Source organism: Roseibium sp. JB4-4 (assembly GCF_055693425.1).
Map to the genome: position 1 here is coordinate 3,545,134 of NZ_CM146333.1, position 24,763 is coordinate 3,569,896.

The 24,763-nt window shown below is 56.5% G+C and carries 15 protein-coding genes and 1 pseudogene; 8 read left to right on the forward strand and 8 right to left on the reverse strand.

From position 1 onward, the window contains the following. The first annotated feature begins 11 nt into the window (after nucleotides 1-11). Complete coding sequence (gene dld, locus ACZ1HV_RS16705) at nucleotides 12-1,727, forward strand: D-lactate dehydrogenase (protein WP_472715774.1); 1,716 nt, start codon at nucleotides 12-14, stop codon at nucleotides 1,725-1,727. 45 nt (nucleotides 1,728-1,772) lie between these two features. On the opposite strand, the gene ACZ1HV_RS16710 is transcribed toward dld, so the two are convergent. The 4 genes from ACZ1HV_RS16710 to ACZ1HV_RS16725 form a co-directional block, all read right to left on the reverse strand. Further along, nucleotides 1,773-2,759 (reverse strand): ATP-grasp domain-containing protein, encoded by a 987-nt coding sequence (locus ACZ1HV_RS16710; RefSeq protein ID WP_472715775.1) that lies wholly within the window; start codon nucleotides 2,757-2,759, stop codon nucleotides 1,773-1,775. Between the two features lie 20 nt (nucleotides 2,760-2,779). Further along, nucleotides 2,780-3,427 carry an outer-membrane lipoprotein carrier protein LolA gene (locus ACZ1HV_RS16715; protein WP_472715776.1) on the reverse strand — a complete coding sequence of 216 codons (648 nt, stop codon included), beginning with the start codon at nucleotides 3,425-3,427 and terminating at the stop codon, nucleotides 2,780-2,782. An 83-nt stretch (nucleotides 3,428-3,510) separates the two neighbouring features. Next, entirely contained in the window at nucleotides 3,511-6,285 is a 2,775-nt protein-coding gene (locus ACZ1HV_RS16720; RefSeq protein ID WP_298963953.1) for an FtsK/SpoIIIE family DNA translocase, read from the reverse strand. Next, the gene (locus ACZ1HV_RS16725; protein ID WP_472715777.1) at nucleotides 6,282-7,505 is read right to left on the reverse strand and encodes an aminotransferase class I/II-fold pyridoxal phosphate-dependent enzyme; all 1,224 of its coding nucleotides are present in this window, start codon (nucleotides 7,503-7,505) and stop codon (nucleotides 6,282-6,284) included. Before ACZ1HV_RS16725 ends, ACZ1HV_RS16720 begins: the two co-directional genes overlap by 4 nt. Nucleotides 7,506-7,771: 266 nt before the next feature. Here ACZ1HV_RS16725 and ACZ1HV_RS16730 point away from each other — a divergent pair, with 266 nt between their 5' ends. Beyond that, nucleotides 7,772-8,425, forward strand: coding sequence for an SGNH/GDSL hydrolase family protein (locus tag ACZ1HV_RS16730; protein WP_472715778.1), 654 nt, complete (start codon nucleotides 7,772-7,774; stop codon nucleotides 8,423-8,425). Nucleotide 8,426: 1 nt separating this feature from the next. On the opposite strand, the gene ACZ1HV_RS16735 is transcribed toward ACZ1HV_RS16730, so the two are convergent. Next, nucleotides 8,427-8,945: a hypothetical protein gene (locus ACZ1HV_RS16735; protein ID WP_472715779.1), complete on the reverse strand. Its 519-nt coding sequence runs from the start codon at nucleotides 8,943-8,945 to the stop codon at nucleotides 8,427-8,429. Between the two features lie 8 nt (nucleotides 8,946-8,953). After that, nucleotides 8,954-9,217, reverse strand: coding sequence for a DUF1674 domain-containing protein (locus ACZ1HV_RS16740; protein WP_298963949.1), 264 nt, complete (start codon nucleotides 9,215-9,217; stop codon nucleotides 8,954-8,956). Nucleotides 9,218-9,371: 154 nt separating this feature from the next. On the opposite strand from ACZ1HV_RS16740, the gene htpX reads away from it, so the two are divergent. The 5 genes from htpX to ACZ1HV_RS16765 all read left to right on the forward strand — a co-directional run bounded on the left by htpX (nucleotide 9,372) and on the right by ACZ1HV_RS16765 (nucleotide 17,699). Continuing rightward, nucleotides 9,372-10,331 carry a zinc metalloprotease HtpX gene (gene htpX / locus ACZ1HV_RS16745; protein WP_472715780.1) on the forward strand — a complete coding sequence of 320 codons (960 nt, stop codon included), beginning with the start codon at nucleotides 9,372-9,374 and terminating at the stop codon, nucleotides 10,329-10,331. Nucleotides 10,332-10,454: 123 nt separating this feature from the next. Beyond that, nucleotides 10,455-11,831, forward strand: coding sequence for an RsmB/NOP family class I SAM-dependent RNA methyltransferase (locus tag ACZ1HV_RS16750; protein ID WP_472715781.1), 1,377 nt, complete (start codon nucleotides 10,455-10,457; stop codon nucleotides 11,829-11,831). Between the two features lie 127 nt (nucleotides 11,832-11,958). Further along, nucleotides 11,959-13,716 (forward strand): heparinase II/III family protein, encoded by a 1,758-nt coding sequence (locus ACZ1HV_RS16755; RefSeq protein ID WP_363324490.1) that lies wholly within the window; start codon nucleotides 11,959-11,961, stop codon nucleotides 13,714-13,716. 93 nt (nucleotides 13,717-13,809) lie between these two features. Continuing rightward, the gene (gene purH / locus ACZ1HV_RS16760) at nucleotides 13,810-15,426 is read left to right on the forward strand and encodes a bifunctional phosphoribosylaminoimidazolecarboxamide formyltransferase/IMP cyclohydrolase (RefSeq protein WP_472715782.1); all 1,617 of its coding nucleotides are present in this window, start codon (nucleotides 13,810-13,812) and stop codon (nucleotides 15,424-15,426) included. Nucleotides 15,427-15,587: 161 nt separating this feature from the next. Beyond that, nucleotides 15,588-17,699, forward strand: a complete 2,112-nt coding sequence (locus tag ACZ1HV_RS16765) for a methyl-accepting chemotaxis protein (RefSeq protein WP_472715783.1) — start codon at nucleotides 15,588-15,590, stop codon at nucleotides 17,697-17,699. 40 nt (nucleotides 17,700-17,739) lie between these two features. On the opposite strand, the pseudogene ACZ1HV_RS16770 reads toward ACZ1HV_RS16765, so the two are convergent. Both ACZ1HV_RS16770 and ACZ1HV_RS16775 read right to left on the reverse strand, forming a co-directional pair. Next, a pseudogene (locus tag ACZ1HV_RS16770) lies at nucleotides 17,740-19,118 on the reverse strand (MFS transporter). An 84-nt stretch (nucleotides 19,119-19,202) separates the two neighbouring features. After that, a complete protein-coding gene (locus tag ACZ1HV_RS16775; protein WP_472715784.1) occupies nucleotides 19,203-24,014 on the reverse strand; it encodes an NAD-glutamate dehydrogenase in 4,812 nt (1,603 codons plus the stop codon). Nucleotides 24,015-24,104: 90 nt separating this feature from the next. Here ACZ1HV_RS16775 and ACZ1HV_RS16780 point away from each other — a divergent pair, with 90 nt between their 5' ends. Beyond that, nucleotides 24,105-24,689, forward strand: a complete 585-nt coding sequence (locus ACZ1HV_RS16780) for a peroxidase-related enzyme (RefSeq protein ID WP_472715785.1) — start codon at nucleotides 24,105-24,107, stop codon at nucleotides 24,687-24,689. The last annotated feature ends 74 nt before the right edge of the window (nucleotides 24,690-24,763 follow it).

Consider the following 24,763-nt stretch of genomic DNA (forward strand, 5'->3'; position numbering starts at 1 on the left):
TGAGGCTCGACATGAGCAAAGATGATCTGATCCAGAAACTGAAAAAGATTGTCGGCAACCGCCATTGTCTGACAGAGCCCCAAAAGACCGAACGTTACCGGAAAGGTTTCAGGTCGGGAGAAGGCGAGGCGATTGCCGTCGTTGTTCCCGGATCGCTGGTTGAAATGTGGTCGGTGCTTCAGGTGGTTGTCTCTGCTGATTGCATCGTCATCATGCAGGCCGCCAATACGGGTTTGACCGAAGGGTCGACACCTAAAGGCCACTATGACCGCGACGTTGTGATCATTTCGACGCTGCGCCTCGACAAATTGCATATTCTTCAAAATGGGCAACAGATCATCAGTCATCCGGGCGGGACCCTGTTCAATCTTGAGAAACAGCTCAAGCCTTATGGCCGGCAACCGCATTCCGTGATTGGGTCTTCCTGTATCGGTGCGTCGATTATCGGCGGTGTCTGTAACAATTCCGGCGGTGCTCTGGTCCGCCGTGGTCCGGTTTACACCGAACTGTCACTTTTCGCGCAGATCAGCGATACAGGGGAATTGCAGCTCGTCAATCACCTGGGCATCGATCTGGGGCGAACACCAGAGGAAATCCTTGGCCGCCTCGACGCGGGCGAGATTGACCCAGCTTGTGTGCACGCGGACGCCGGGCGTGCCTCCGACGAAAGTTATGGAAGCCGTGTCCGTGATGTGGATGCGGCAACACCGGCACGGTACAACGCCGACCCGTCAGGCCTCTACGAAGCGTCAGGTTCTGCGGGCAAAGTGGCGGTGTTCGCCGTACGTCTGGACACATTTCCCATCGAAACAGGCGAAAAGGTCTTTTACATCGGCACAAACGAGACTGCGGAACTCTCCGAGCTGAGACGCCGATTGCTGACCGAATTGCCAGAACTGCCTGTCAGTGGTGAGTATCTTCACCGGGAGTGCTTTGATGTCGCGCACCGCTACGGCAAAGATACGGTGTTGATGATCCACTGGCTTGGAACCGACAGGTTGCCTTTCTTCTTCGCTCTCAAGGGGGCAATGGATGCCCGGTTGAACAAGTTTCCCTTTTTGCCAAAAAACCTGACAGACAGAATGATGCAGCTGTTTTCACGCCTGGCGCCGGAAGCATTGCCCAAAAGAATGCTGCAGTACCGTGATCGGTTTGAACACCATCTGATCCTGAAAGTGTCAGGTGAAACCGCGGCTCTGACTGAAGCAATTCTAAATGAGACCGTCGGCTTGCATGGCTGGTTCCTGTGCGACGGCAAGGAGGCCGGCAAGGCGATGTTGCACCGGTTCGCGGCAGCAGGTGCAGCCGTTCGCTACGGTGCGGTGCATCCGAAAGACTGCGAAGACATTCTGGCGCTTGATATTGCCCTTCGGCGGAATGATCCGGACTGGTACGAGACCTTGCCTGCGGAGATTGAGGACCAATTGGAAGCCAAACTCTACTACGGCCACTTCCTCTGTCATGTTCTTCATCAGGACTATGTGGTCAAAAAGGGGTGCGACCCATCTGCGTTGAAGAAACGCATGCTTGAACTTCTCGACAAACGTGGTGCGGAGTATCCGGCCGAGCACAATGTCGGCCATCTGTACGAAGCCAAGCCTGCTTTGGCCTCGCACTATCAGACACTTGATCCGACAAACAGTTTCAATCCCGGGATCGGGAAAACGTCTCGTGAAAAGCACTATGGCTCCAGCGGATGTTCCTGCTGTGGAGCCGCTGCGGAATAGGTCATCACATAAAGAAGTGGAGGGTGGCTGCGGGCGAATTTCTTCTTAGAACGTCAGCATTGCCTCAAAAACCTTTCGATAGGTTGAGGTCGCCGCTTCTGCCTCCACTTGGCCCTGCCGATGGAGATTGCTGAGACCAGGTGCTGCGTTGATCTCGAGAACAACGGCAGCTTTATCACCGCTGTGTTCGTCCGGAACGATCAAATCGATGCCGGCATAGCGCAGGTGGAGAGCTTCTGCGGCCCGCAAGGCAGTTGAAACAAGTTCAGGTGTCAGGCTGTTGGTGATCAGATGTGCTGTCCCACCGGATGACAGATTGCAAACCGGCAGAAGGCTGGCAGTTTGCCCTATTTCCGGAACCGTATCCAATGTCAAACCTTGCTGTGCCAATTCGACCGGGATGCGCGGGTCGGACTTGTCGAGCTTCGTTTGATCGTTGATCAGGTCCGCCACGCTCCTGCTGCCGTCTCCGGTCACGGCCGGTTTGAAACGCTCAAACGCAAGCAGGATCTCGCCGTCAAGAACAAGAACCCGCAAGTCTGTTCCCGGCACAGCTTCTTGCACGAGCAAAGCCGGGTGCCGTGTCGAGAGTTCTTGAAGGGCGGTCAACAGTTCACCGCTCGTAGCTGCCTTTACAACGTCGCGGCCTTCCTGACCCTCGTTCGGTTTAACGAACACCGGATAGCCGGTCGCGTCTGCGAACCGATGGACATCCACTGACAACTCAGCGCCAGCGCCAAAACTTTCGGCGGGAACAAAGAGACTTGCCGGGGTGGCCAGTCCCGCCCGCTCCAAGAATCGGCAGGCATAGGCCTTGTCTTTTGCAATTTCGGCTGCGCCATAACTGTTAATGTCGAAGCGGCAACCTTTGAAAAAGCGTTTTTCTCCCGAGGGCCCTTCGATCAATCCTGCATGTCCATAAGGATCACCGGCTGTCAGTCGCAGTCCTTTTTCAGCGCAATAGGTTTCAAGTAACTGAAAGACGATTGCCTGATCTGAGGAGCCGGCGGATTTTGCCAATTTTTCGTCCAAGGCATCTTCCGCCGTTGCGGTCAGTTTTTGTTCTGACGGGCGTTGGCCAGATAGTCGATCTTGAAGAGGTCAGGGTTAGTCGGTCCGTTGGAAACAACATTATAGACCGCGACAGACGTGTCGTAGCCCTGCTGGTCGGTGACCGTCCACTGCTTCAGCGCAAAGTCCTCCGCGTCGAAAATCAGCGTCAATGTGCCGGAGTTGAACTTGGTCTTGTCGAAGATTGTTACGGTGACGAGGTCTTCTTCCACCAAAACATTGGTAACATTTGTGTCCCGTTGCAGGTCGATGCTGTCTGACAAGAGGAACCGTAGTGGGGTCTGGCCAAGTGGCCAGATGTCCTGGGTGTTCAGTTTGCGGTCACGAACAGAGACCGATTTGCCGTCTGCAACGATGTCCAGAACGGACGGCTTGTTGTAGTAAAACCGTACCTTGCCGGGTCGCGCCATATAGAACTTGCCGTCGGACTGGCTGCCATCGGGACCGAACTGGATAAAGTCTCCATGCATCGTCTTCACGGCATTGAAGTAGGTGTTCAGTTCCTCAAGGGTTGTCTTTTCTTTCTCGCTCAAGGCTTGAGCGGGCAAAAGGGCCGTCACCGTGAGAGCGCCTGCCAGGGCCACGCGGACCAGTGGTTTGACAAAGCGATGGGCGAAACGGTTCAGCATGGTTTTCAATCCTAATCGTTTGTGCCGTGACACTCGGACCAGTAGCTAGGGTCAGTGTGTGGCAAAGCTTTGGCGTTTGGCAATCAAAACTCGTCTTCCACGCCGTTTTGTACCAGAATTTCGCGTTTTCCGGCATGATTGGCCGCGCTAATCACGCCTTCTTGTTCCATGCGTTCAATCAAAGATGCCGCCCGATTGTAACCGATTGAAAGACGTCTCTGGACATAGGACGTTGAGGCTTTCTTATCCCGCAGCACAATGGCAACAGCCTTGTCATAGAGCTCGTTGCCTTCGCCGCCGCCTGCAAGGCCGCCGCCACCATCATAAGAACCGTCGCTCGCATCTTCCTCTTCGGTAACAGCCTCCAGGTATTGTGGCGTGCCCTGAACTTTCAGATGTTTCACAATATCTTCAACTTCACCATCGGAAACAAACGGGCCATGGACACGCTGAATGCGGCCGCCGCCAGCCATGAACAGCATATCGCCCATGCCAAGCAGCTGTTCTGCACCCATTTCACCCAGGATCGTACGGCTGTCGATCTTGGATGTTACCTGGAAGGAAATCCGGGTCGGGAAGTTGGCCTTGATCGTCCCGGTAATGACGTCGACAGACGGTCGCTGAGTCGCCATGATCAGATGGATTCCGGCGGCGCGGGCCATCTGGGCAAGGCGTTGGATCGCGCCTTCGATATCTTTGCCCGCGACCATCATGAGGTCGGCCATCTCGTCTACGACGACGACGATATAAGGCATGGCCTCAAGCGGAAGTTCCTCTTCCTCGTAGATCGGCTGCCCGGTTTCACGGTCAAAACCGGTTTGAACCGTTCGCGTGAAGCTTTCGCCCTTTTCCAGTGCCTGCTTGATGCGGGTATTATAGCCGTCGATGTTCCGGACGCCCATCTTGGACATCTTCTTGTAGCGGTCCTCCATTTCCCGGACGGTCCACTTCAGAGCAACAACGGCTTTGTTCGGATCGGTGACAACCGGCGTCAACAAATGCGGGATGCCGTCATAGATGGACAGCTCCAGCATCTTTGGATCGATCATGATCATTTTGCACTGGTCCGGCGTCAGCCGGTAGAGCAGCGACAGGATCATTGTGTTGATGGAGACCGACTTTCCGGAGCCCGTCGTACCGGCCACAAGCAAGTGCGGCATGCGCGCCAGATCGGCCACAACACTTTCACCGTTGATTGTCTTGCCGAGCGCCAATGCAAGTTTCGACTTGGACTTTTCGAAGTCCTGCGCGGCCAGAAGTTCGCGCAGATAAACGGTTTCACGCCGCGCGTTCGGAAGCTCGATACCGATCGCGTTCTTGCCGGGAATGACGGCTACACGCGCCGAGATCGCGCTCATGGAGCGAGCGATGTCATCGGCAAGACCAATCACGCGGGACGATTTGATGCCAGGCGCCGGTTCCAGCTCATACAATGTGACGACCGGACCGGGGCGAACCTCGATGATTTCGCCACGAACACCGAAGTCTTCCAGGACACCTTCAAGGATACGCGCATTTTGTTCCAAAGCATCGGCCGAAAGTCCCGGCACTTTGCCGGCGACTTTGGGTTCTTCAAGCAGGCGCAACGGCGGCAGCTCGTACTCCTCCGGTGCCCCAAGGAAGGACGGCTGTGCTTCATCAATCGCACGCTTGCTCTGTTTCGGACGTGGCGCGGCCGGAATGACCCGTCCCGCCTGAGCTGCTGCTTGCGCATGCTGACCCGATTGCTGCGAGGGGGCCGGTGGCTGTTCCGGCGCAGCGATGCCAACAGGAACAGCAGGGCGCCCGGTAACGGGTCCCTTGTCGATCAGGAGATCGTCAGGCGCAAAACTCTCACCCTCGTCTTCGAAGGGCGGTTCCTGATAAGCGTCGTCATGGTCGAAATCGTCGCCGCCACGACCGCGGTCGTAAAATTCATCGAGACCGTCGTCATCCTGTGGCATCAAACGGCCCCTGAGGGCGCGTTTGAAGACACTCAGACGGCCACCCCGATGGTCTTCTTCCGGCCCATAATCGATGTCGTCCTCGTCTTCATCCCAGTCCTCGTCATCCGGCTCAGGCCGTGATCGTTTGAGGCCTGTCAGGCGGCGAAGATGCGCACCTGCCGACATGCGCCAATGTTCCATTTGCCCGACAAAGGCTGTTGCCATCATACCAAGGCGGGATTCACTTTCATCATCATCGAGGCCCAGCTCGTCTTCAATAGCGCGGCCGTGACCGGACGGAGCTGCTGTCGGCTCGACGCGTTCCTTTGGCTGACCTATGGAACCGAGCCACCCGGCAGCGGCAAGCAGGAACAATATGGCCGGAACGCCAAGGCCAAGGCCGCCGACAATAGTGGCCGCGCCGCTGGTCATGTTCCCGGTGATCAGGGCCGGAAAGTTATGGACGGTGTCGCCAAGGAACCCGCCCAGCCCAGTGGGGAGCGGCCAGCTTTCAGGCACCGGAAGTGCCGCTAGAGCGCCTGCGGCAAGGCCAGAACCAATGAACCAGTACAAGAGCCGCCTTCTGCCGATGCCGAGCGTGTGACCTGTCATTAAGCGCCAGCCCCACAGGACGAGCGGAACCAGGAAAACGGCCGTTGCCAGGCCGATGGTCTGCATCAGGATGTCGGAGATGACGGCGCCCGGTGCACCGAGGGCATTGCGTACGGGACCTTCGGTTGCGTGGTTCAGGCTTGGATCGGCAACCGACCAGGTTGCAAGGCTCGCCGCCAGCATGGCTGCGAGTGCAATGATGCCAAGGCCAGACGCGCCCACGAGATTGCGCCGAAGGAAGCGCTTGAGCGGACTTTCCGTATCCAGCAGGTCTGCCGCTGTCCGGCGGCCGTTTCCGCGAACTGCACCGGCCCGTCTCATGACTTGTCTCCCAACCAGTTTGCAAATCGTTCAAGGGCGATTTCGGTCTGTTCCAGCGATGCTGTCAGTCCAACCCGAATGTAGTGGCGTCCCGGGTTGCTGCCGTCGGATTGATCGGAGGCGAGATAGCTGCCGGGCACGACTTTCACACCGATATCGGTCCACAAGGATCGGGTGACAGCGACACCATCTCCCCACCTAGACACGTCAAGCCACAAGAAGAACCCGGCTTCCGGCGTAACCTTTCCAAGGATTGGGCCAAGGTGGCGCTCAGCGGCCTTGAATTTTTCGTTGTAGAGCCGACGGTTCTCAACGACATGCGCCTCGTCCTGATAGGCTCTGACAGCCACTGCTTGCGCAGGCAGAGGTACCTGAGGGGCGGCGAGGCCCCGAAATCTCGACCATTTTTCCAGAAAAACGGGATCACCAGCGGCAAAGCCGCAGCGCAGCCCTGCCAAATTAGAGCGCTTGGACAGGGAATTCAGCACAATGATATTGGCAAAATCGGTGCCCATGGCCTTGGCGGCTTCCAGAATACCTGGGGGTGGTGTCTCCCGATATATTTCCGAATAGCACTCATCCGCGAAGATGTAGAACCGGTGCTTGCGCGCCATCCCGATCAACCGCTGCCAATAGGCAATGTCAGCGACAAAGCCTTCCGGATTGGTCGGCGAGGCAACATAAAAAGCGACGGTTCTGTCGAGCAACTCCGTGTTCAGGCTGTCGAGATCAGGCAGAAAGTTGTTGCCGGGAACTGCGTCAAGCAAAATGGCTTCCCCGTCGGCAACATGGGCAGCTGCAGCATAAGTCTGGTAAAACGGGTTGGGCAGAATAACGGCGGGATGGTCGAGACCCTTGTCCAACTGATCTCGCGCCGCGATTGCGCCAAATGACAGGCCTTCGCGCGAACCGTTCAGCGGCAAGACACCGTGCTCTGCGTCAACCATGCCACCAAGCGAATAGCGCTTGTCGAGCCAGGCGGTGATGGCCTGACGGAATTCAGGCGATCCCTTGATCGGCGGATATCTTCGAAAACCGGCGAGATTCTTGGACAAGACTTCGCCGGTGAAATCCGGAATTGCATGTTGTGGCTCACCAATGGTCATGATGATTGGGTCAAGACCAGGTGACTCGCCTTCCAGCAGTTCTGCAAGGCGTTGAAACGGATTGGAGCTCGGCAGGCATGCTCCGCGCTGATAGGCATTTGGGCTGGCAGTCATCAAGGATCCGCAGTCGTTACGCATAACTTTGAGATGACCCTATCGCCCACATGGTAAAGCTCTTATTAACCAAGCAGGCAGTCTTATGATTTTCAGCCATGAATTGAGCCGACATGACCGCTTTTTTTCGTTGTTCCTATTGAGAGGGCTTGCGGGTGGTCTGACTTGTTTCACTGGCCGGGCTGGCGGACAAGAATTGCTTGTTTAATGGCAAAGGTTTTGCTCTGATCTGGCCAGAAAATAATTGAGCCCGGGGAGCCTTTTTCGTGACTGAACAGCCTAAGACCGTCGTTTGTTTCGGAGATTCGCTCACATGGGGATTCAATCCGGCCGACAAGTCCCGTTTCGGGCACGACATCCGCTGGACGCGTTTGCTGCAAAAAGAGCTGGGTCACCGATATTACGTGGTTGAAGAAGGGATAAATGGCCGCACGACCGTGTTCGAAGACCCTGTGCGCGGTGACAAGAACGGGCTGGCGCATCTGGACGGCGTTCGCAAAACCCACATGCCCATCGACATCATGACCATCATGCTGGGGACGAACGATCTGCAGGACCGTTTCTGCATGAGCGCGGATGCAATTGGACGTGCCATGGGCAGGATCCTCTTCGCCGCGACCCGTGCGACGGATGATGTCGAGGGTCGAGCTCCGAAAGTGCTGTTGATGGCACCACCGCCACTGGGTGACTTCACTGGAAAGGAATTTGCCGGCATCTATTCAAATGCCCACGGCGGAGAGCAATCGAAACTGATCGCAGGCGTTTACCGACAAATCGCAGAGGAATATGGCGTTGGGTTTTTTGATACGTCCAGCGTGATTTCCGTGAGCGACATTGATGCCGTTCACTTTGAGGCTGCTCCGCAGGCGAGCCTGGCAAAAGCGATTGCTGCTGAAGTGCGCGCTCTCGACGCAGCCTGACTTACTCACCCAGTTTTTCGAGCGCCTTGCGAATACGAACCCTGACCGATCCGGCAGTTTCAATGTCGCGGGCAGCCGTCAAGATATTACGGACCTGGCTGGTCAATTCAGGATATGCAAGTGCCAGAACGGCAAGGTCATAGTAGGCCCATGCCCGTACAAACTTGTTGTCGCTGCGCGTTCCGCTTTTAACAAATCTTTCGAGTTCTTTCTGGGGCACCAGCGCCAACTGGAGCCTCTCGAAATACTGAAGAATATGCAGCTTCGCTTCCCAATGTGTGATTGTGGAGAGCGCGCCGAGATGTTGTCGTGTGAGGTCTTCAGGAAGCGGCGCACCTTTCAGATCAAAGTGGTGCTTGAGAAGCCAGGTGGCACCGCGCTGGCAGTCCTCGATCTCGCACAGTCCGATCAGAGCCTGGAGAAAAACCGGATTGGACCGTTCCCCTTCGAAAAGGTCCTCCAGCTCGCCGGTGTTTTTGCCGTCCCACGCCGAAAGTATGGTGCGAAGTGTTTCTGACATGGGAGCAATCAGAAGTCGACCGTCAGGCCTTTGATCTCCCAATCGTCATAGCGTGTCGGCTCCAATCCTCCGCGGCCGTTCACCTCTTCCGGCATCGCTTCTTGCCTGTCATCGATCTTCTTGCGTCGTGCTTCCGCTTCCATCAGGGCGCGCTGGGCAGCAGGCGGCAGATCCTCAAATCTCTTTCTCGGGACAGCCTCGATTTCCGTCTTCAAGGAAGGTGCGTCGGCTTGCGAATAGGCAGCGGTCGCTGTGTCCGGTTTGTCCGTCATGGTTCCTGTTCATCCGGATTACGCTTTTGTCATGTGTTTATAGGGCAATCTTGCCAAAAATGGCAGCAGTTCCCATCTTGAAAAAGAAACTGATGCGCGAAAGCACGGTGACGGGCCAGGATCGAACCGAACAAGGAAATGGAAACAGGCGGCGATGAATTACATTCGCACAGCAATGCTTTTGGCGGCGATGACCGCCTTGTTCATGGGTATCGGTTTCATGATCGGCGGCCAGGCAGGCATGATCATTGCCCTGGCTATTGCTGCTGCCATGAACCTTTTCAGCTATTGGAATGCCGACAAGATGGTCTTGCGCATGCATCATGCGCGAGAGGTCGATGAGCGTTCAGCACCCGATTTTTATCGAATGGTACAGCGTTTGGCGCAGAATGCGGATCTGCCAATGCCGAAGGTCTATATCATCGACAACCCACAGCCGAACGCATTCGCCACCGGCCGAAACCCCCAAAATGCTGCCGTTGCCGCAACCACTGGACTTTTGAATATGCTGACGCCAGAGGAAGTTGCTGGCGTCATGGCACATGAACTGGCCCATGTGAAAAACCACGACACCCTGATCATGACGATCACCGCGACCATCGCCGGCGCCATTTCCATGCTGGCAAATTTTGCTTTCTTTTTTGGCGGCAACAGGAATAATCCACTTGGCATTGTCGGCATGTTGCTGATGATGATTGTTGCTCCCATGGCCGCAATGGTCGTGCAGATGGCGATTTCGCGGACGCGTGAATATGCAGCTGACCGAATGGGCGCAGAAATCTGCGGCGAACCTATGTGGTTGGCATCTGCACTTGGCAAGATAGCAGGCGGTGTGAAACGGATTCACAATCCCGATGCGGAAGCAAATCCGGCGACGGCGCACATGTTTATAATGAACCCGTTGTCCGGCGAGCGAATGGATAATTTGTTTTCCACGCACCCGAACACCGAGAACCGGATCAACGAATTGCGTAAAATTGCCGATGGTGGGCTTGGAACCGGCGGCCGGATGTCGTTTGGCCGTAGCGCGGCTCCGCAATCCGGTCCCTGGTCCGGATCTGGACGATCCGAACCGGCAGGTTCTCCACACAGGCCAAAAGGCCCTTGGGGCTGAGCACAGCGTGAACTCTTAAAAACTTCTTTGCCAACTGCCCTCAGCGCCGTAAACTTGCGATATCGCGCCGCAGCCGGAGCCCCCGCCTGCGGCGCTTGGTTTTCCTGAACATGGTAAGATGACTTGACGAGACAGCCGAACAACAATCGTAAACCTGCTGCCAGTGATGGAAGCCAGACAGCGGACAAGCCGGGCTTTGCTGCGCGCAAGGTCGCCGCTGATATTCTGGGCAACGTGGTTCACAAGAAACGCCCACTGGATGGAGAGCTGGACACGCAGTCAGGCCATTCCGGTTTTCGTGCGCTTGCCGGCAACGACAGGTCCCTGGTGCGTGCCATCGTCGGAGCGAGCCTGAGACACAGGGGCGAGATCGTCGAAATTCTGACCAGGCTGCTGGACCGGGATATTCCTGAAAAAACAGGCCGGGTTCTCGACATCCTTCATGTTGCCATCGCCCAGATGCTTTTCCTTGATGTGCCGGACAGGGCCGCAGTTTCGTTGGCGGTCGACCATGCGGGCCTGGATCGCCGGGCTCGGCCCTACAAAGGGCTGGTGAACGGTGTCTTGCGCCGCCTTGGGCGTGAACGCGCCGATGTCACAGACGAACTTGACGCCGAACGTCTCAACACTCCGGATTGGCTTTGGACCACTTGGCAGGAGGCCTATGGTGAAGACCTGGCGCGCAAGATATCCAGTGCACATCAAAGGGAAGCTGGGCTGGATCTGTCCGTCAAGGGTGACTCAGCCGAATGGGTGCAGCGCCTGGAGGGGGTTCCTGTCGGTGCAGGCAGCGTGCGTCTTGTCAAGAAAGGTGCCGTTGAGGCCCTGGAAGGGTTCGGCGACGGTGCGTGGTGGGTTCAAGATGTCGCCGCCGCACTTCCAGTGCGGCTGCTTGGGGATGTTGCTGGCTTGAATGTTGCTGATCTGTGTGCGGCACCTGGGGGCAAGACAGCGCAGCTTGCAGCTGCGGGAGCCAATGTCACGGCAATCGATATCTCCAAAAGCCGGCTCAAGAGGCTCTCGGAAAATATGCAGAGGTTGGGATTGTCGGTCTCAACCGTTGCCTCGGACCTTCGACGTTATGAACCGTCTGAGCCATTCGACGCTGTCTTGCTCGACGCGCCTTGCAGCGCAACCGGCACCATCAGGCGGCATCCGGATGTTCCCTGGATCAAGAAGCCTTATGACATTGAAAAGTTATCGGAAATTCAAGCCGAGCTGTTGGATCGAGTGGTCGACTGGGTCAAACCTGGTGGGCTGATTGTCTATTGCACCTGTTCCCTTGAACCAGCAGAAGGGGAAGCACAGGTAAGCGCGTTCCTTGCGCGGCAAGCCGGGAAAATTGAGGTTGTCGAAATTGACGCCGTTGAAATCGGTGGACTTACCAAATGCGTCACCGCTGAGGGCTATTTGCGTTGCCTGCCGTGTTACGAGGCTGGTGAAACACCGGAAACATTGGGAATGGATGGATTTTTCGGTGCCAGATTCAGACGGTCTTAACGTGGCATAAACTGTTCACTTGCAATGATTCCCTAAATGAAATGCTAACCTTAACGATCCGTTTCTTCAGTTTGTGATCGGAGAGTATCATCGTCGCGCGTGAACCATCGGTGTTGGAGATGGTTTGGTGAATATCGCAAGCCTCAATGAAAGAAGCCGGATCTGGCGTCTTGTGGCCCTGCATGTTTGGCAACGCTCCCTGAAATGGATGCATGGCGGACCGCTGTTTCGCATGCAGCCGTTTTCGTCTGTGCCTGCGCGGCTTCTAATTGCGCCCCAGGATTTGCGGACCGCTGACGCGACCAATGCGACCGATATCTACGGCGGACGGTTTCTTTTCTCCGGGCACCTGGTGGAAACTCAGGGCAAATCACCTTTCGAACTGAAAGCCGTGCATGAAGATTGGCAGCGTGAACTGCACAGCTTCGGCTGGTTAAGGGATCTGCGGGCCGCCGACAGTCAGATTGCCCGGCAAAATGCACGCGCCCTGGTCGAGGATTGGATCAAATACAGCGGACGCTGGCATGAGATCGGCTGGGAGGCACGGGTTGTGACTCGCCGTATTCTGTCATGGCTCGCGCATTCACCCTTCATCCTGCAGGATGGTGACCACGATTTCTATCGCAGTTTCGTCAAGTCGCTTGCACGTCAGGTTCGATTTCTCCGCCAGACCATCAATGAGACCGATGATGGCGTTGAACGGCTTCATGCGGCGCTGGCCATTGCATCGGCCTGCATCTCCATGGCCGGGCAAGGACGCTTCGCCCGTCAGAGTATCCGCCGCCTGGAGCATGAGCTGAACAGGCAGATACTGCCTGACGGCGGTCACATATCGCGCAATCCAAGGGCCTTGATCGATATTCTCGCCGACCTTCTCCCTGTTCGGCAGGCTTTTGTCGCTCAAGGGTTGGAGATGCCTCCGGCCATGCTGCAATCGGTTGACCGGATGATGCCCCTGTTGCGTTTCTTCCGCCACGGTGATGGCGCGTTGGCGCATTTCAATGGCATGGGATCAACTCCGGGCGATCTGGTGGCAACAATCCTGGCTTATGACGATGCGCGTGGAGCGCCACCAGTCAACGCTCCTCATTCGGGATATCAAAGGCTCAGTGGCGGTTCATCGGTCGTACTTCTGGATACCGGTCCGGCACCGGCCTTGAGCGTTTCTGGCGACGCCCACGCGGGTTGTCTTTCGCTTGAGTTTTCTTCTGCGACCAACCGCATCGTCGTCAATTGCGGCGTCTCACCGAAATCCAATCCCCTATGGCGCAAGGTGAGCCGCTCGACCGCAGCCCACTCCACTGCAACGATCGAGGATACGTCCTCCAGCCGCTTCCTGTCCGAAAAGCCCTTCGGCCATCTGCTTGGCGCCCCGATCCTTTCAGGCCCGGTGAATGTTCCCGTAGAGCGGGAGGACGACAGGGCCGGCAGCCGGATTTCCGCATCCCATGACGGATACGCTGCCGAATTCCGGGTTCTGCACAAACGCGATGTCAGTCTTTCTGCGGATGGCACGGTGCTGGACGGGTTGGACACGTTCTCGGCAATCGGCAATGTCGACCCGGAACACGCGTTTGCCATCCGGTTTCACCTTCACCCATCGTTGCGTACATCGCTCATCAGGGGAGGGTCGGCCGCCCTGCTTGTGTGCCGGGACGGTGAAGCTTGGGAATTCGAGGCTCCGGGCAGTGAAATCGTCCTGGAAGAGAGCATTTATCTGTCGGATGTCTATGGTCATCGAAAGAATGAGCAGATTGTTGTCGCGGGTGCGCTGTTGGCACCGCCTTCCGTCGGGTGGCAATTCCGAAAGACGGCCACTGCCAAGCTGAGCCGCAGAGGCACCAGCGATTTCGATGAGGTCGGTGAACTTCCACTGGAAGAATAGGCACATTAGCCAAGCAAGCAGCTTTCGATTTGACCGAAGACGTGATAGGGCGACGGCAACTTTCCCAGACTGTCCCAATCGCGAGGCATATTCATGGCCATTGTGTCCAAAGCCGTTCCCGTTCCTGAACTGGTTTCCGTTAAGCGCGCCCTCCTTTCCGTCTTCGACAAGTCAGGCCTTGTCGATTTCGCAAAGGCGTTGGCAGAGCGCGGAGTCGAACTGGTTTCCACAGGCGGGTCCTACAAGGCGTTGAAAGACGCAGGTCTGGATGTGCTGGACATATCTGAGGTGACCGGTTTTCCGGAAATCATGGATGGCCGGGTCAAGACACTTCATCCGATGGTTCATGGCGGCCTGCTTGCCATCCGCGATGACAATGACCACAAATTGGCCATGGGTGAGCACGGCATCACCGGGATTGATCTGTTCTGCGGTAATCTCTATCCGTTTGAAGATGTCGTAGCCTCGGGTGCCGACTATGCAACCGGTATTGAAAACATAGATATCGGTGGTCCGGCAATGACCCGTGCGGCCGCCAAGAACCATGCCTATGTCACGGTTGTGACCGATCCGGCCGATTATGAAACAGTTATTAGCGAACTGGACACGAATGGCGGTCAGTCGCCGCTAAGTTTGCGCAAAAAACTGGCCCTCAAGGCATTTGCCCGCACGGCTGCATACGATGCTGCGGTTTCCAACTGGATGGCTGATCAGCTGGAAGAAGCAACACCGGCACACCGGGCAGTTGGCGGCTCGCTTGCCGAGGTCATGAGGTATGGCGAGAACCCGCATCAGACGGCGGGGTTCTACAAGACCGGAGAAAAACGTCCGGGCGTTGCGACCGCGCGGCAACTTCAGGGCAAGACACTTTCCTACAACAATATCAACGATACCGATGCGGCCTTCGAATTGGTCAGTGAGTTTGATCCGGCGCGCACAAGCGCTGTTGCAATCATCAAACATGCCAATCCGTGCGGTGTTGCAGAGGGTGCAGACCTTAAGGAGGCCTATGAAAAGGCTCTTCGCTGCGATCCTGTCTCTGCCTTTGGCGGCATTGTCGCATTGAACAAGGTTCTTGATGCCGCCGCGGCGAAAGAAATTGTCAAAATCTTCACCGAAGTCATTATCGCTCCGGATGCCGACGACGCTGCGCGTGAGATCATATCGGCCAAAAAGAACCTGCGTCTCCTGACAACGGGCGGTCTTGCGGATGCGCGTGCCGAAGGTCTCTACGTCAAGTCGGTCGCAGGCGGTCTGCTGGTGCAATCCCGTGACAATGGTGTGGTCGATGATCTCGATCTGAAAGTCGTCACCAAACGCGCTCCGAGCGATCAGGAACTGGCAGATCTGAAATTCGCATTCAGAGTCGCGAAGCATGTCAAATCCAACGCGATCGTATACGCCAGGGATGGCGCAACTGTCGGTGTCGGTGCCGGTCAGATGAGCCGGGTGGATTCGGCGCGGATCGCAGCGCGAAAGGCGCTTGATGCGACCGAAGCTGCCGGGCTCTCCGAACCGCTCACCAATGGTTGCGTTGTCGCGTCCGATGCATTTTTCCCGTTTGCCGATGGACTGCTGTCCGCGGCAGAAGCCGGAGCCACCGCGGTTATCCAGCCGGGAGGATCCATGCGCGATGACGATGTCATTGCAGCGGCGGATGCAGCCGGGCTCGCCATGGTGATGACTGGCATGCGACATTTTCGACACTAATACTGTGCTACGCAGTCTAACTAAATAAAAATCCTGTAAAAATTGACAAAAGGTCTTCTGATTTACTTCAGTCTCTGAAGACCTTGTTAACTCTCGGATTGTAACTTCGTGATCATCCCGGCAGACCTTATCTGCCGCCTTTCGATTCGCGGAGAATATTGGTGTTTAAGAAAGCGAAGGTCACCACGAAGCTCATCGGTGCCAGCGCTGTGGCCATGACGGTCGCCCTGGCTATCGGTATCACAGCAATCGGTTGGCAAGCCTCAAATGTGACCGGCAAGCTGGCTCGGACAGAAGCCGAAACGGTCGCACGTGAGCAGGCAGAGTTTGTTCAACGTGGCCTTGAGAAGGGGCTGAAATCTGCGCAAGCCCTGGCCAGTGCCCTTGGTGGTTTGAAGAACGCCGGCGCTGTCGACCGTGAAGCCTGGAATTCGGTGGTCGAAAATCTTGCCTTCACCAACAAGGATCTTTCCGGCGCCTGGGGTGTGGTCACAGGAGACCAGCTCGACGGAAAAGACGCTGAATTCAAAGGCAACGAAAAATGGGCTGCCGGTGGTGAATGGCAGCCGTATTTCTTCCGCAAGGCAGATGGCACGCTCGCCTATCGTCCGATTGAGGAAATTGATGTTGGTGACACAAGCGATCCCGCCGAACTCTGGTTCAATGGTGCCTATGTCTCCGGTAAGGACTACGTGACCGAGCCTTACAGCTGGGAAGCAGACGGCAAGACGGTCACCGGCGTTTCGTTCAGCATACCGATATTCAACGAAAACAAAGTGATCGGTGTTGCCGGAGGCGACATCCTGCTGACACCGCTGTCTGACGTACTTGCTCAGCAGAAACCGCTTGGTTCGGGGTCGGTTCACCTTCTCTCGCAAAATGGTGTCTGGATCGCGCATCCTGATCCTGCTGTGCTCGGCAAGAACTGGTCAGAGGGCCGCTCGGATACCGATCTGGCGCACCAGGACCAGTTGCTCGCAGCCGTTGAGAGCGGTAACCGGTTCGACTATCAGGGATACTCCAATTCCCTTGGCGCGGATGTTCATCGCATCGTGGTGCCTGTTCCGATCGGAGAAACCGGTTCGAAACTTGCCGTTGTCGTGAGTGTCCCGCTTGAGACACTGAATGCGGCTTCGACGCAAATTCTGACTATGATTTTGGCCGTCGGAGCCGTCCTGCTTCTGGTCGTTGCGCTATCCATTTATCTGGTCGGCAACGCAATTGTGCGCCGTCCGCTGGAACAGTCCGTGCGCAGCATTCAGGCTCTGATCGACCGTCGATACGACGAGCCGATCCACGGTACTGAGCGCAGCGACGAAATCGGTGAAATCAGCAAGGCCCTGGAAGTTTTCCGTGAAAAAGCCCAGCAAGCCGAAGCCTTGACGGCGGAACAGGAAGAAGCACAACGTCAACAGTTGGCGCGTGCCGAACGGATCAGCGATCTGTCCCAGAATTTTGACCGTCAAATCTCCGAGTTGACCGAAACAGTGATGAGCCAGGTGCAGGATCTGAATTCTGCCTCCGTCACTCTGACGGCCGGTGCGGACGATACCAGCGAAAAGAGTACCACCGTGGCAGCGGCCTCAGAGGAGGCATCGTCCAACGTGGAAACCGTTGCCTCGGCAGCAGAAGAGCTGTTGGCCTCAGTCGGCGAAATCACCCGACAAATGGGACAATCGACTGAGATTGCTTCACATGCTGTTGAGCAGGCGCAGGTGACCAACGCGAAGATCGAAGGACTTGCCCAGGCGGCCAACCGTATCAGCGAAGTGGTCAAGCTGATCACCGACATCGCAGAACAGACCAATCTTCTCGCGCTTAACGCAACAATCGAGGCTGCGCGGGCGGGAGAAGCGGGCAAAGGTTTTGCGGTTGTGGCGGCAGAGGTCAAGGAACTGGCCAATCAGACAGCCAAGGCAACGGAAGAAATCTCGCTACAGATCCAGTCTGTGCAAACAGAGACGGCTGGTTCGGTTGAAGCCATCAAGGGGATCTCGGAAACCATAGAGAAGATAAACGAGATTTCTTCAAGTATTGAATCCTCCGTTGAGCAACAGGGCCTTGCGACCAACGAGATCGCCCGCAACATTCAGGAAGCCTCCAATGGCACTCAGGAAGTTGCACAGAACATCGTCAAGGTCGCCGCGTCCGCCGACGATACCGGCAATGCGGCGCGGCAGGTTTCAGCTTCTGCAGACGTCCTGCAGAAGGAGGCCGATCGTCTGAAACAGGAAGTCGTGGGTTTCCTGGAAAATGTCCGCCAGGTTGGCTAGGGCAAGTTCAATACAGCAACAAAGAAAAACGCGCCGGAGATCATCCGGCGCGTTTTTCTTTGACCATTGTCAGCAGAACCAGACCCACAAAAAAGAACACGAGAATAACTGACATTCCGGTGGCCTGGTTGGCGGTGATCGCGGTCACGATGCCGACGGCAAGAGGTGCGAGAAAGCTTGTGACCTTGCCGGACAATGCCAGAAGCCCGAAGTACTGCGTCATGTGTTCATGCGGCGCCAACCGGATCAAAAGGCTGCGGCAGGATGCCTGAAGCGGACCGGAAACGGCACCGATGATAGCGCCCAGCACAATGAAGACCTGTTCGGGCAGGGAAGCGAACAGTGCGCCTTCCGGTGCAGGCTCTGACTTGATCACGAAAAAGACAGTGGTCTTGTCGACAGAGATCATCCCAAGACCGCAGATCATCAAGACGATCAGGCAAAACAAAATGACAAGTTTGGCCCCGAAGCGATCATCCATAGGACCGCCAAGCAGGAGCCCCAGCGTGCCCGTGATTGTCAGAATAATCCCAAAGGTCCCGATTTCAATCGATCCCCAGCCGAGCTGCCCCGCTGAATAAATGCCGCCGAAGGCAAACAAGGCGACCAGCCCGTCCTTGAAAATCATGTTGGAGAGCAAGAACAGAAAGATATTTCTGTTGGCACGGGCTTGAGCGAGACTTTCGCCAAGATCCGATAGACCCTTGCGGACCGCGACACCGATTTTTGCCCGTTTCGGCGCATCTGGAACGAACAGAAACATCGGTATCGCAAAGACGATGAACCAGACAACCGAGAACGGACCGACGGCACGGTCCCCTTCTCGCGTGGCCGCATCAAGACCGAAAACCGGTTCGAACCCCAAGAGGGTCCGGCCGGTTTCCGGGCTCGCTGCAAAAAACCGAGTGCGATGACCAGCGTTACCAAACCGCTGACATACCCCATTGCCCAGCCGAAACTCGACAGTCGCCCGATTTTGGCAGCCGGGACCAGCGAAGGCATCATGGCGTTGTTGAATACGGTTGCTACCTCAATTGAAAGCGTGCCGATGGCAAAGGCGACCAAGGCGATCGTAATGCTGTGGGCACCGCCCGGAGCGGCATACCAAAGCGCCGAGCAGCAGATCAGGAAAGGAATGGAGAACAATAAGATCCAGCGTTTTCTCCGGCCTGTTGCATCCGCAATTGACCCAAGCACTGGCGCTGAAAGGGCAATACCAAGACCGGCAGCGGCTGTTGCATAGCCCCATAGCGCCTGCCCCTCTGCAGGTGTGGAGGCGAGAGAGGCGGCAAAATAAGGAGCAAAGACGAAGGTCGTGACCAGTGTAAAAAATGGTTGGGCGGCCCAGTCAAAAAGCGCCCAGGACAGGACGGCGCGCCGATCGGTTTTCAGGGTGCCGGTGTCAGCAGCTGTTGTCATCAGAGCATCCTGTGCCGGTACGAAGAAGGCCGGCAGCAGTCCTGCCGGCCCAAGTTCCATTTCAGTCCTAGCATGCTTTCCAGGTCACGCCGTGCCGCAAATCTCTGCAAGCAGGCTTGCGGCTACCGAGAATTTGGAGACACTGAGCGCACCGTCCAGAATTTCGGTCACGGACCTTTGTGTGCGCGCGACTTCGGCAGTGTGAGCTTCCAGCCAGCCGTCAAATCCGCCAGATCTGACAGCCTGGATCGCGAGCGCGCGATGCGCGCCGAAGAGCGTTGCCCTGGCCCGGTCGAGAGCAAGCCCGTCATAGTAGTCGCGCACATCAAGTTCGTCGGTTCGTTCGTGCATGGCACCAATCCGGAAGTGATGTGCAACCTGGAAATAGGCGGTTGCCGCGGTTTCGAGATCAGCGCCGGTTTCCTCCGAAACGATGACGATGTCGGGGATTGCTTGCTCGGCGATCAACCAGGCTATGCGTTTTGCAAGCTCTTCCGGTACGCCCCGACTGATGTAGTCAGCTGTGCGCTGGTTCAAAATTGCACCCGGCTCTTCTGGCAGCAGGCTCTCGAGGCGACCGCGAAGGGCGGAGATGCCTGTCCGGAAACGCTTCACAACTGCGGACAACCCTTTGTCAAAGGCAACGTTCCGCTTGAACCAGACCACCCGTTCCAACAGCAGGGACTGCACTTCGGAATAAAGCTCAAGCTGCAAATCGCCGTCGATCTTGGTGTCGAGAACATCGATTTCGGTATTGAGGTCGGTCAGGTCGTAGCTGTTGCGGACTGCAACGAAGGCTTGAGCGATTTCCGTTGCAGTCGCGCCGGTCTGGTCGCGCAGGCGGGTGATAAAGGTCGCCCCGCCACGATTGATCATCGAGTTCGCCAGCATGGTTGCGATAATCTCGCGGCGCAGACGGTGTCCGTTGATCTCGTCTTTGTAGGTCTCCGCCATCTGGTCCGGGAAATAACGGAAAAGCTCGCGGGCAAGATAGGAATCGTCGGGAACCGTGCTTTCCAGCAGCGCGTCGTAAAGCGTGAGCTTGGCATAGGCCAGGAGCACACCTAGCTCGGCACGTGTCAGCAGCTGACCCGCCTTGCGCATTTCATCGAGCGTGGCCTCATCAGGCAATTGCTCGACAACCCGGTCCAGAAGATCGGCCTGTTCAAGCTGGCGCATCATGCGGACCTGGAAACCGAAATCTTCCATGCCGCGGAGATGGGTCATGGAGATCGCGAGGGTTTGCAGATAGTTGTTCCGCAAGACCAGATCCGCGACTTCATCGGTCATCTCGGCCAGGAGTTCATTGCGCTGTTCGATGTTCAACTTGCCGGCTTTCACGGCGGCACCGAACGCAATCTTGATATTGACCTCCATATCGGAGGAGTTCACACCGGCGGAATTGTCGATGGCGTCGGAATTACAGCGTCCGCCCTTCTTGTTGAATTCGATGCGAGCCAGTTGGGTCAGTCCAAGGTTCGCGCCTTCTCCGATCACCTTGGTGCGAAGTTCCGGTGCTGTGATGCGGATCGGATCATTCGCACGGTCGCCGGCATCGGCATCGGTCTCCGTTGTGGCGCGAATATAGGTGCCGATCCCGCCGAACCAGAGCAGGTCGACTTCCATTTTCAGGATGGCCATCATGACTTCCTGCGGCGTTGCGCTGGCAACCTGAAGGTCAAGAAGCTTCTGAATTTCCGGTGACAGAGGTATGGATTTCAGCTGACGCGAGAAGATCCCGCCGCCTTTGGATATCAGGTCCTGATTGTAGTCCTTCCAGGAGGAGCGGCCCATGTCGAACAAACGCTTGCGTTCGTCCCAGGTCTTGGCCGGGTCCGGATCGGGATCAATGAAAATATCCCTGTGATCGAATGCGGCCACAAGTTTGGTTGCCTTTGACAGCAGCATTCCGTTGCCGAAGACGTCGCCCGACATGTCTCCCACGCCTGCAGCTGTAAAGGGCTCGTTCTGAATGTCCCTGTTCATTTCCCGGAAGTGCCGTTTGACAGCCTCCCAGGCACCGCGGGCAGTAATGCCCATTTTCTTGTGGTCATATCCGGCAGAACCACCGGATGCGAAGGCATCGCCAAGCCAGAAATTCCGTCCTTCGGAAATGCCGTTGGCCGTATCGGAAAATGTCGCCGTGCCCTTGTCGGCGGCAACGACGAGATAAGGGTCGTCACCATCGAAGCGCTGAACACGTTCCGGCGGCAGAATGCTGTCTTCTCCCAGGTTGTCGGTGACGTCCAGAAGCGCATTGATGAAGATCTTGTAGCTCTCGGTGCCTTCAGTGAACCATGCTTCACGGTCGCTCATAGGAGGCAGTCTCTTGGGCAGGAAGCCACCCTTTGCACCGACCGGAACGATCACCGCGTTTTTCACCTGCTGTGCCTTGACGAGGCCGAGCACCTCGGTGCGGAAATCCTGAGGTCTGTCGGACCAGCGCAGACCACCGCGCGCGACCATGCCGAAACGCAGATGAACCCCTTCGACCCTCGGGCTGTAAACGAAGATTTCACGGTAGGGGCGCGGCTTCGGCAGATCGTCGATCGACCGGCTGTCGACCTTGAACGCGAAAGTGGATTTCGGCAGACCGGCCTCATCCAGCTGATAGAAATTGGTTCGCAGGATCGATTCAATCGCGTTCTGGAAACGGCGCAAGATACGATCGTCATCGAGGCTGGAAACGTCTTCCAGGCTGCTTGTCAGCTCGTCCTCGAGGCGTTTGGTGCCGTTGGTGCGATCCTTTTCAGTGACATCGGGATTGAACCGCAAGTGAAACAGCTCGACCAGCTTGCCGGCAATGGCCGGATACCGGTTCAAAGTGCCCCACATATAGTCTTCGGAGAAACGAACTCCTGCCTGCCTGAGATATTTGGACAGGGCGCGAATGACCGCGATGTCACGCCAGGCCAGATCCGCCGTCAGGACCAATCGGTTGTAGCCGTCGTTTTCGGCCCGGTCGGACCAGACTGCCATGAACATGCTTTCGAGGCGCGACTGGAGTTCGTCGCCGACTTCAAAGGACTCCCCTGCCTGTGCCTCCAGGGTCATCTCATGCAGATATGACATGCCAAGGTCGGCGGGCGTGACGCGGTAGGTTCGCTCGTTGATGACACGGAACCCCATGTTTTCCAGAAGCGGCACGCGGGCAGACAAGGGGATCGGAGAACCGCTGTGATAAACCTTCAGCGACAACCTGTTGTCCTTGGATCCCTTCAATCTGTGAAAGGTGATGGTCGTGTTGTGCTCATCCGTCAGTGTTTCCAGCTTGACGATGTCGAGCAGCGCGGACTGCGCGTTGTAAACTTCCTTGTAGCCGCCGTGGAACGACAATGCGTAGCGGTCCGCCAGCGAACGTGCCTTTGCGGGCGCGAACTCCTGCTTGAGCGCGTCACGGACACTGTCGGACCATGTCCGGATCATGTCGGCGACTGCAGTTTCCAGTTCTTCCTGAGGTGGTTCCGGTGTCTCGCCCTTGTCCCGGCCGACAATGTAATGAACGCGCGCGAGCGGTCCTTCAGGATAAGTGACGTACCAGGCGGACACACGGCCTTCATAGACAGTGGCCAGATAGGTGCCGACATTCAGGCGCACTTCGGTCGTGTAGCGATCACGCGGGACAAAAACCAGGATCGAGACATAGCGATCGAATTTGTCCGGTCGTGACAGGACGCGGATGCGCGGGCGCTCGTCCAGCTGGAGGATCGAAATGGCAAAACTGAACAGCAGGTCGCGATCGATCTGGAAGAGCTCGTCGCGCGGATAAGCTTCCAGAACGTTGCGCAGCGCGCGTCCTGAATGGCTTTCCGAGCCGTATCCGGCGCGGGCGAGAACGCTGGCGACCTTGCGGCGCAGGAAGGGAATTGTGTTGGTGGGCTCGGTATAGGCGGTTGACGCGAAGAGGCCGACAATCCGCAACTCACCGATCATATTGCCGTCGTCGTCATAGAGTTTGGCGCCGACATAATCCATGTGAACGCGCCGGTGAACGTTGCTCTTCACATTGGCCTTGGCAATGATGAGCGGCTCCGGTTTGTTCAAGAACTCTCGAATCTCCGGAGTTATCTGCACAAATTCAGAGCCGCGCCGCAGAACCCGCACATCCGGGTCGGTCAACAATCCAAGGCCGGTTCCTTCATGGGGCGAAAGCTCGCCTTCCTCGACGCCACCCTCGAACGTATATTCGCGCATCCCGAGGAAAATGAAATTGTCATTCTCCATCCATTCAAGGAAATGGATGGCTTCCCAGAGTTCGTCGCTGCTTCCGGGGATCTGCGTGGTTTTGTATGTGTCGATTGCTTCGGCAAGACGCTCCTGCATCGGCTTGAAGTCGGTAACGACCGAACGAACGGAATTCAGAACCGCATCAAGTCTGTCCTTCAGGGCCTGACGCGCCTTGTCGGAATCGATACGGGTAACATGAATATGGATCAGGCTTTCCTGGCGGTCCTTGCGCTTTGCCGGCTTTTTGCGGGCAACCGCGGAAAGAAGTTTTCCATCATCGTCGCGTTCAACGATGAAGATCGGGTGGAGAACAAGGTGAACCTCGAGCTTGCTTTCCTGCAGCTCATCCATGACCGAATCGACCAGAAACGGCATGTTGTCATTGACGATTTCGATGACGGTGAGTTCGCTGGCCTTGTTGCCGGCCGCCTTGAAGGCGGGATCTGAAAGTTTGACCCGGTGCGTGCCGAGTTCATGGGTCTGGAAGTCCTGCCAGGCATCCTTGACGAAGGCAGTGAGTTCTTCACTGGAGTAGGCAACCACATCCTCCGCCGCGGCGCGGTCGTAAAACGCGTTGGAAAATTCCGCGAGGTCAGGGTCCTCTTTGTTCAAGGTGGTGTGGACAGCGTCGATGAGTTTCAGTTTCTCGACGTCGTGTTTGTCCGGCATTTTCCATCCCCTTAGGCGATCTTTTGGTTTGGCTCTGTCGCGCGCTGCTTCTAAGACTTAAGTTCATATTCAGGCGACCTGAAAGTTTTCATGACGGGAGGGGTAAATTGTCAAGTAAAGTCACGGCCTTGCGAGATCGATTCAATTGAAACATTAAGTGAAAAAACGCAGGCATATTTCGAATTATGCGAGGAGAAGCTGGGTCTGGTGCCCAATGTTCTCAAAGCTTATGCATTTGACGAAACCAAACTGCGCGCCTTCACGGACATGTATAACGACCTCATGCTCAGCGAGAGCGGTCTCTCCAAGCTTGATAGAGAGATGATTGCCGTTGCGGTATCGTCCGTCAATCACTGTTTTTATTGCCTGACCGCCCATGGCTGTGCTGTGCGCGAATTGTCGGGAGATCCGGAACTCGGCGAATTGATGGTGATGAATTACCGTGTTGCCGATCTATCGGAGAAACAGAGGGCAATGCTCGATTTTGCGGTCAAACTGACGGAGCGGCCTGCGGAGATCCTGGAGAGGGACCGGCAGGGGTTGCGGGATGCCGGCTATTCGGATCGGGATATCTGGGACATCGCTTCGGTTACGGCCTTCTTCAACATGACCAACCGCGTCGCGGCGGCAACCGACATGCGGCCAAATGATGAGTATCACTCAAGGGCTCGTTGAGCTCTTCTAGTGCGCCGGAACGGTGACAAGCCGCGCGATTGGGTGTATGACGCAGGGCGATTTTCGGGAAACCG

Bases quoted from the DNA above. Each gene is read 5' to 3' on its own strand.
- ACZ1HV_RS16725 (WP_472715777.1), bottom strand. From the start codon at position 7,505: ATGACTGCCAGCCCAAATGCCTATCAGCGCGGAGCATGCCTGCCGAGC.
- ACZ1HV_RS16735 (WP_472715779.1), bottom strand. From the start codon at position 8,945: ATGTCAGAAACACTTCGCACCATACTTTCGGCGTGGGACGGCAAAAAC.
- ACZ1HV_RS16780 (WP_472715785.1), top strand. From the start codon at position 24,105: ATGACGGGAGGGGTAAATTGTCAAGTAAAGTCACGGCCTTGCGAGATC.
- ACZ1HV_RS16720 (WP_298963953.1), bottom strand. From the start codon at position 6,285: ATGAGACGGGCCGGTGCAGTTCGCGGAAACGGCCGCCGGACAGCGGCA.
- ACZ1HV_RS16740 (WP_298963949.1), bottom strand. From the start codon at position 9,217: ATGACGGACAAACCGGACACAGCGACCGCTGCCTATTCGCAAGCCGAC.
- purH (WP_472715782.1), top strand. From the start codon at position 13,810: ATGGCCATTGTGTCCAAAGCCGTTCCCGTTCCTGAACTGGTTTCCGTT.
- htpX (WP_472715780.1), top strand. From the start codon at position 9,372: ATGAATTACATTCGCACAGCAATGCTTTTGGCGGCGATGACCGCCTTG.
- dld (WP_472715774.1), top strand. From the start codon at position 12: ATGAGCAAAGATGATCTGATCCAGAAACTGAAAAAGATTGTCGGCAAC.
- ACZ1HV_RS16775 (WP_472715784.1), bottom strand. From the start codon at position 24,014: ATGCCGGACAAACACGACGTCGAGAAACTGAAACTCATCGACGCTGTC.
- ACZ1HV_RS16715 (WP_472715776.1), bottom strand. From the start codon at position 3,427: ATGCTGAACCGTTTCGCCCATCGCTTTGTCAAACCACTGGTCCGCGTG.